This is a genomic window from Peribacillus sedimenti, assembly GCF_046237635.1.
Classification (GTDB): domain Bacteria; phylum Bacillota; class Bacilli; order Bacillales; family DSM-1321; genus Peribacillus; species Peribacillus sedimenti.
The window spans coordinates 2,343,186-2,350,000 of the sequence record NZ_CP143547.1 but is presented as its reverse complement, the minus strand read 5'-3'; the positions used below and the strand labels follow the sequence as shown (position 1 = coordinate 2,350,000).

Below are 6,815 nucleotides of genomic sequence, written 5' to 3'. Positions count from 1 at the left end.
CTGGCTCCAAAAGGTTACCTCACCGACTTCGGGTGTTACAAACTCTCGTGGTGTGACGGGCGGTGTGTACAAGGCCCGGGAACGTATTCACCGCGGCATGCTGATCCGCGATTACTAGCGATTCCGGCTTCATGCAGGCGAGTTGCAGCCTGCAATCCGAACTGAGAATGGCTTTATGGGATTGGCTCGGCCTCGCGGCTTCGCTGCCCTTTGTACCATCCATTGTAGCACGTGTGTAGCCCAGGTCATAAGGGGCATGATGATTTGACGTCATCCCCACCTTCCTCCGGTTTGTCACCGGCAGTCACCTTAGAGTGCCCAACTGAATGCTGGCAACTAAGATCAAGGGTTGCGCTCGTTGCGGGACTTAACCCAACATCTCACGACACGAGCTGACGACAACCATGCACCACCTGTCACTCTGTCCCCCGAAGGGGAACGCCCTATCTCTAGGGAAGTCAGAGGATGTCAAGACCTGGTAAGGTTCTTCGCGTTGCTTCGAATTAAACCACATGCTCCACCGCTTGTGCGGGCCCCCGTCAATTCCTTTGAGTTTCAGCCTTGCGGCCGTACTCCCCAGGCGGAGTGCTTAATGCGTTTGCTGCAGCACTAAAGGGCGGAAACCCTCTAACACTTAGCACTCATCGTTTACGGCGTGGACTACCAGGGTATCTAATCCTGTTCGCTCCCCACGCTTTCGCGCCTCAGCGTCAGTTACAGACCAGAGAGTCGCCTTCGCCACTGGTGTTCCTCCACATCTCTACGCATTTCACCGCTACACGTGGAATTCCACTCTCCTCTTCTGCACTCAAGTCCCCCAGTTTCCAATGACCCTCCACGGTTGAGCCGTGGGCTTTCACATCAGACTTAAAGGACCGCCTGCGCGCGCTTTACGCCCAATAATTCCGGACAACGCTTGCCACCTACGTATTACCGCGGCTGCTGGCACGTAGTTAGCCGTGGCTTTCTGGTCAGGTACCGTCAAGGTGCCAGCAGTTACTCTGGCACTTGTTCTTCCCTGACAACAGAGCTTTACGACCCGAAGGCCTTCTTCGCTCACGCGGCGTTGCTCCGTCAGACTTTCGTCCATTGCGGAAGATTCCCTACTGCTGCCTCCCGTAGGAGTCTGGGCCGTGTCTCAGTCCCAGTGTGGCCGATCACCCTCTCAGGTCGGCTACGCATCGTCGCCTTGGTGGGCCATTACCCCACCAACTAGCTAATGCGCCGCGGGCCCATCTGTAAGTGACAGCCGAAACCGTCTTTCCATCTTCCCCCATGCGGGGGAAGAACCTATCCGGTATTAGCTCCGGTTTCCCGAAGTTATCCCAGTCTTACAGGCAGGTTGCCCACGTGTTACTCACCCGTCCGCCGCTGACTTCCGGGAGCAAGCTCCCTTCTGTCCGCTCGACTTGCATGTATTAGGCACGCCGCCAGCGTTCGTCCTGAGCCAGGATCAAACTCTCCGAAGAAATGTTCGACTTGCTCATTTTGTTTTTTCAGTGTTTACTCACTATCATTTAGACGTCTTAGTTCCTATATAGAAGAAATAAGAATCTGGCGCTTGTTTTGTTCAGTTTTCAAAGAGCAATCTCAATGCCGTTTCTCTCAGAAGCGACTATATCAATATAACATGTCGTTTATTAGTTGTCAACTTCTACGAAAAATTTTTTATTTTTTTTCGTAAGAACATTAAGCGTAATGCCTTTTGTTTATGTCACTTAGAAAAGCGACTCAGTTATCATACAATGGATTTTAGAAGGTGTCAACCTCTGCAAAATCTTTTTTATTAAAAGGTATGAAACTCAATTGGGATACGAGCGTTTCTCTCTTCTCTCTAGGTTTCCCTGTACCAAGATCTATATAATTTTACACTTCTTCTGAGTCTTAATGTTTCAACTTTGGAACTCTTTCGCTATCAGCGATTCCTTTGCCTGCACGAATATGTATACTGGTATCACCCTTTTCAGCTTTCCCTCTTGCATAAGGTGGCATTTATAAGTCACTTTTCAACAGAAGGCTTGCCAGGAGATTTCCTATTAAAGTCAATTTAAAAACAGTTTTCCCTTCCCATCCTTCCCTTGGGACTACTTTTTTTCACTTGTATGCTACTTACAATTTTATATTAGCGAACTTTACAAGGCTTTATTATTCATTTAAACCCAGCATCCCAAGTTACCAATTGGTCTTGATGGTAATAAAATTTTTGAAAAACATGCTTATTGATTTCGGGCGCGGTTGCTATCGTTGTTTAGATGGCCACAGCCAGAAATAACATTGATACAATTGCAAAACAATGGTTCATGGAAGTGGACTTTTTTAAGCGGCAACCCATTATTTACAAAGTATCAATTAATTAAAAAAACACAAATTAATAGTACAACAGAGCAAGGAGGTGAGACACATGTCAGGAAGACGTCGTCAAAGCGGAAGCAACAGAGGTCTTTTAGTTCAAGGTGCTGAATTAGCACTAGAGCAAATGAAGTATGAAATTGCTGCAGAATTTGGTGTACAGCTTGGTGCAGAAACAGTATCACGTGCTAACGGATCTGTTGGTGGTGAAATTACAAAGCGCCTTGTAGCTACAGCTCAATCTCAACTAGCTGGATTAAGTGGTGGAGCTCAAGGTTCCCGTTAATTAAAAAAAACCAATTAAATACGAATGGATTATAGGCTGCTTGTGTTCAACAGGCAGCCTTTCAATATTATCTCATTAACGCTCGACATTATTCATTCCTCTGCTATCTCTACGAATATAATTAAGCACTTTTCGGACATAATGGATATGATCAATTTACAAGGGATGACATAGTATGAATCGAATTGAAGTGTTTAGAGAAGGTTCATGGAAGGAAATCGGTTTTGCGGATTTAAACGCAGGAGATCAATTTAGAATGTATCAGGAAGATGGTAGCCCTTTTCTTGATTCAATTCATGGAGAGTTATTGTCTGCTGCGTCCACCCCCTATTTTGACGATGAGCTTGGAACATGGCTTATAGAAATAAGTTAAGAAAGGGTGCCAATGGTAGCACCCTTTTTACACTTACTTTTCATCAATGACTAAATGGAAATCGCCCACTTGATTTTCTTTATACAAGTCAGTAACGGATGTATAGTACTGGTGTATTGTACCATTAAACTCCAATTTTCTGTCAGGAACCCTCACCAAAAAATTCATTCTATACAAAAGAGTAGTAATGTCATGGTACTCTTCGCTGGTCACCCTAAAATCAAAGCTGATTCGAAGTTTTCCTGAGGAGTCAATTTTCATTTCCTCATAATTTGTGATTTTTATCATTCGGGCATCCAAAATGATGGATTCTGCCATAGGCCCACTCACCTCACTATAGACTTACAGCTGCGCTGTCTTGTACACACAATATAACAATTCTATGCCGCTGCCGCCACATTTCAGCTTGCCACAAATATGGTATGCATAGCGTTTACCTATCGGCCCGGTTCTAACCCGTCTTGTTTTCAGCAAGATGTGAATTAATCGACCGGTTTCATGTTGTTAATAATCTTGGCTATATAAAGGAAACCGAACATACTGATAAAAGTGAAACCCCAGCTGATGATCTGTCTGTACACAATTCCCTGATCGAAAGCATCCACTCCATACTTATGTATCAGCAAAACGCGAATGACTGTCAAAACACTTTCACGGCAAGCAAAAAGCAGGGTAATCAGCTTGAAGATCATCAGAACCTTCTTATCATAAAACAGGTCCTTCATACTTTTGCGGTCGTTGCCCTGCAGTTCAACCAAATCGAGTGATAAGAAAAGCGCAGCTGGCTTATTTATCAGAATGCTCATTACAAAAAATAAAGCCATCCCGATTGAATAATACACATTATTCCATAGAAGCTGTATCGCCGAGCCTGCCAGAAAATCGAGCAGAGTCCCAATGACTAATGTACTTAATATGAATATTCCTGTGAAATTCACCTTCCTGATCTCATAAAATCGATAAATACTATATAGTATTCCGGGAATGGAGGAAGAAAGCATTGCATAGTAATCCCCCATATAGTCCCGTCCCAGATTCCATACCACGAGCGGAATAGCTACATAAAACAATAAGTCCAGGACCATTATATGTTTTTTCATTTTTTTATCCTCCCATAAAAGTTGCGTCCCGAATGCAACTTTAACCGTAACTTTGTATTGTATATATGTTACTTCCTCTGCTAGAAGTAACAATAAAATGTAGCCGGCCACTTTATCAGGCATTTTCCTTATTATATCATGCTTACTTTTTGTTTCTTTTGTTTAATGTGTTTAACATGGATTTTTTCGCTTAATGATTAATATTGTTTTAGAAAATTTATTCTACCGAGGTAATTGCTCAAATATTTATCCTCAATTTAACCACAGTTTTTTAACTAAAATGAGGAAATCCCATCTAATCATTAATTTTTTCATAGCCATATCCCTACAACATTTGCGCTCCTTGGATTTTTTTCTATATAATTTATTTATCAAAACTTTGCGAATTTTAACAAATTCGTTTTAAAAGGGGTTATTTCATGAGTGAATTAAAGCCAGTATGGTTCCCAGAGGAACAATTCATCAAGAACACGCGTATGTACAAGTGGATTTCCAGATTAGGATTCTCGGGATATGATGACTTTTACAATAAATCCATTGAAGATATTTCCTGGTTTTGGGATGAAGCAGTGAAAGAAATGGACATTTTGTGGAATCACCCGTACCAAAAAACAGTTGACCTATCAAAAGGGATGAAATTTCCAGATTGGTTCACTGGTGCTAAGATGAACATTGTGGAAAATGCCGTAGAAAAGTGGGCTAAGAATGAAGAAACCCGCCATGCCAAGGCCATTATATGGGAAGGCGATAACGGGGAATCCGTAATCTATACCTTTCAACAATTAAGCAGACAAATAGCAAGTGCTGCTGAAGGCCTTTCCCGTTTAGGCATCAAAAAGGGTGATATTGTGACCTTGTATATGCCTATGCTTCCAGAAACAGTAGTAGCTTTGCTTGCCATTTCGAAAATCGGAGCCATCTTTTCTCCCGCTTTCTCTGGATATGGAGCAGAAGCAGTGGCTACAAGAATCAACGCAGCCGGCGCAAAATATTTAATAACTGCGGATGGTTACCACCGCCGGGGAAAAAAAGTAGCAATGAAGGAAGAAGCAGATCGAGCGGTAGCATTATCAACCTCAATAGAAAAAGTGATCGTGGTAGAGCGGCTTGGAGGTATTACTGCATGGGTTGAAAACAGGGATATCAAATGGTCTTCTATACTGCAAAATGAAAGCACTTTCAAAACAGAGCATACAAATGCTAATGATCCTTTCATGCTTATATATACTTCTGGGACCACTGGGAAACCGAAAGGAGCAGTACATACCCATGCTGGTTTTCCGTTAAAATCAGCATTTGACGCCGGTATATGCATGGATGTAAATCAAGGCGATCTTTTCTTCTGGTATACGGATATGGGCTGGATGATGGGGCCATTCCTTGTTTTTGGAGGTCTCGTGAATGGAGCGGGTATTCTGTTATTTGAAGGTACACCAGACTTTCCTCAGCCAGACCGCATTTGGGATATAGTAAGCCGCCATAAAGTTACACATTTAGGAATATCCCCAACATTGATCCGAAGCCTAATGAAGCATGGTACGGACTGGGTCAATAAGCATGACCTATCGACGCTGAAAATGATCGGGTCTACCGGGGAACCATGGAACCCTGAACCATGGATGTGGTTATTTGAAAAAGTAGGAAAGAGCCGCATTCCTATTGTGAACTATTCCGGAGGTACTGAAATATCAGGAGGAATTTTAGGGAATGTCCTTCTAAAGCCTATTTCACCTATTACCTTTAATTCACCCATTCCTGGAATGGATGTCCACGTATATTCTCAGGATGGCAGCCCGGTATTAGATGAAGTGGGAGAATTGGTCATCCTGCAGCCGTGGGTTGGCATGACAAACGGGTTCTGGCAAGAAAATACACGTTATGAAGAAACCTACTGGAACCGCTGGAAGGACACTTGGGTGCATGGAGATTGGGTCATTAAGGATCGGGATGGGTTCTGGACGATTACCGGCCGTTCAGACGACATTTTAAACGTCGCGGGGAAAAGGCTTGGCCCTGCGGAATTGGAATCTGCACTTGTCGAACATGAATCCGTTATCGAAGCTGCAGCCATCGGAGTCCCTGATGACATAAAAGGCGAAACCGCCATCTGTTTTGCGGTATTGAAGGCAGGCACAATTGAAACTGACGAATTGAAGCAGGAACTTAACCTGCTTGTAGCAAAACATTTAGGGAAAGCATTAAAGCCGAAGGAAATATATTTTATCAAGGATCTGCCTAAGACCAGAAATGGAAAGGTTATGCGCCGTGTAATAAAAGCTGCCTATCTTAATCAGCCTTCCGGAGATATTTCATCTTTGGAAAATCCGGAAGCTTTGAAGAATATCCGTCAGCTAAATAAAGGAACAGTTACTCCGTAAATATATCCCTGAAAAGCCTCACATTCAAAAGAAATGTGAGGCTTCAGTCTAATAGACTAACAAATCATACCAGCTTTTGGAGTGATCATCCCTTTTATTTGCAACAGCATGCATGCCATTGTAATTTAATTTGAGAAGTAAAGAACCTAGTATAAGGCAGATTTTAAAATCATGGGATGACTATGTATAGCTGTTTGACTCTCTGAATTGCTCTTCATAAATCCAGGATGCCAAGCGTAGCCCGTCAATTGTAAACTATTAATGTGACTTGGTTTTATCTAGATCTTTTTCTTTTTGAATGAAATGAATCACCAATCGTCATAAATTTC

5 protein-coding genes and 1 rRNA gene (1 of these 6 only partly in view) are annotated in these 6,815 nt (G+C 42.9%); 3 read left to right on the top strand and 3 right to left on the bottom strand.

What is annotated here, in order from left to right; genetic code table 11:
- Positions 1-1,469 (bottom strand): 16S ribosomal RNA (locus tag V1500_RS11590) (it extends 81 nt beyond the left edge of the window).
- A 932-nt stretch (positions 1,470-2,401) separates the two neighbouring features.
- Here V1500_RS11590 and V1500_RS11585 point away from each other — a divergent pair.
- Together V1500_RS11585 and V1500_RS11580 are read left to right on the top strand one after the other, a co-directional pair.
- On the top strand, positions 2,402-2,635 hold the full coding sequence (locus V1500_RS11585) for a small, acid-soluble spore protein, alpha/beta type (RefSeq protein ID WP_409305685.1): 234 nt from the start codon (positions 2,402-2,404) through the stop codon (positions 2,633-2,635).
- A gap of 175 nt (positions 2,636-2,810) precedes the next feature.
- Positions 2,811-3,008, top strand: coding sequence for a hypothetical protein (locus tag V1500_RS11580; protein WP_409305684.1), 198 nt, complete (start codon positions 2,811-2,813; stop codon positions 3,006-3,008).
- Between the two features lie 33 nt (positions 3,009-3,041).
- Here the strand turns inward: V1500_RS11580 and V1500_RS11575 are convergent, their stop codons facing one another.
- Together V1500_RS11575 and V1500_RS11570 are read right to left on the bottom strand one after the other, a co-directional pair.
- Positions 3,042-3,326, bottom strand: coding sequence for a DUF3219 family protein (locus tag V1500_RS11575; protein WP_409305683.1), 285 nt, complete (start codon positions 3,324-3,326; stop codon positions 3,042-3,044).
- 164 nt (positions 3,327-3,490) lie between these two features.
- Positions 3,491-4,108: a VC0807 family protein gene (locus tag V1500_RS11570; RefSeq protein ID WP_409305682.1), complete on the bottom strand. Its 618-nt coding sequence runs from the start codon at positions 4,106-4,108 to the stop codon at positions 3,491-3,493.
- A 419-nt stretch (positions 4,109-4,527) separates the two neighbouring features.
- Here V1500_RS11570 and V1500_RS11565 point away from each other — a divergent pair, with 419 nt between their 5' ends.
- Positions 4,528-6,486 (top strand): AMP-binding protein, encoded by a 1,959-nt coding sequence (locus V1500_RS11565; RefSeq protein ID WP_409305681.1) that lies wholly within the window; start codon positions 4,528-4,530, stop codon positions 6,484-6,486.
- Positions 6,487-6,815: the final 329 nt, after the last annotated feature.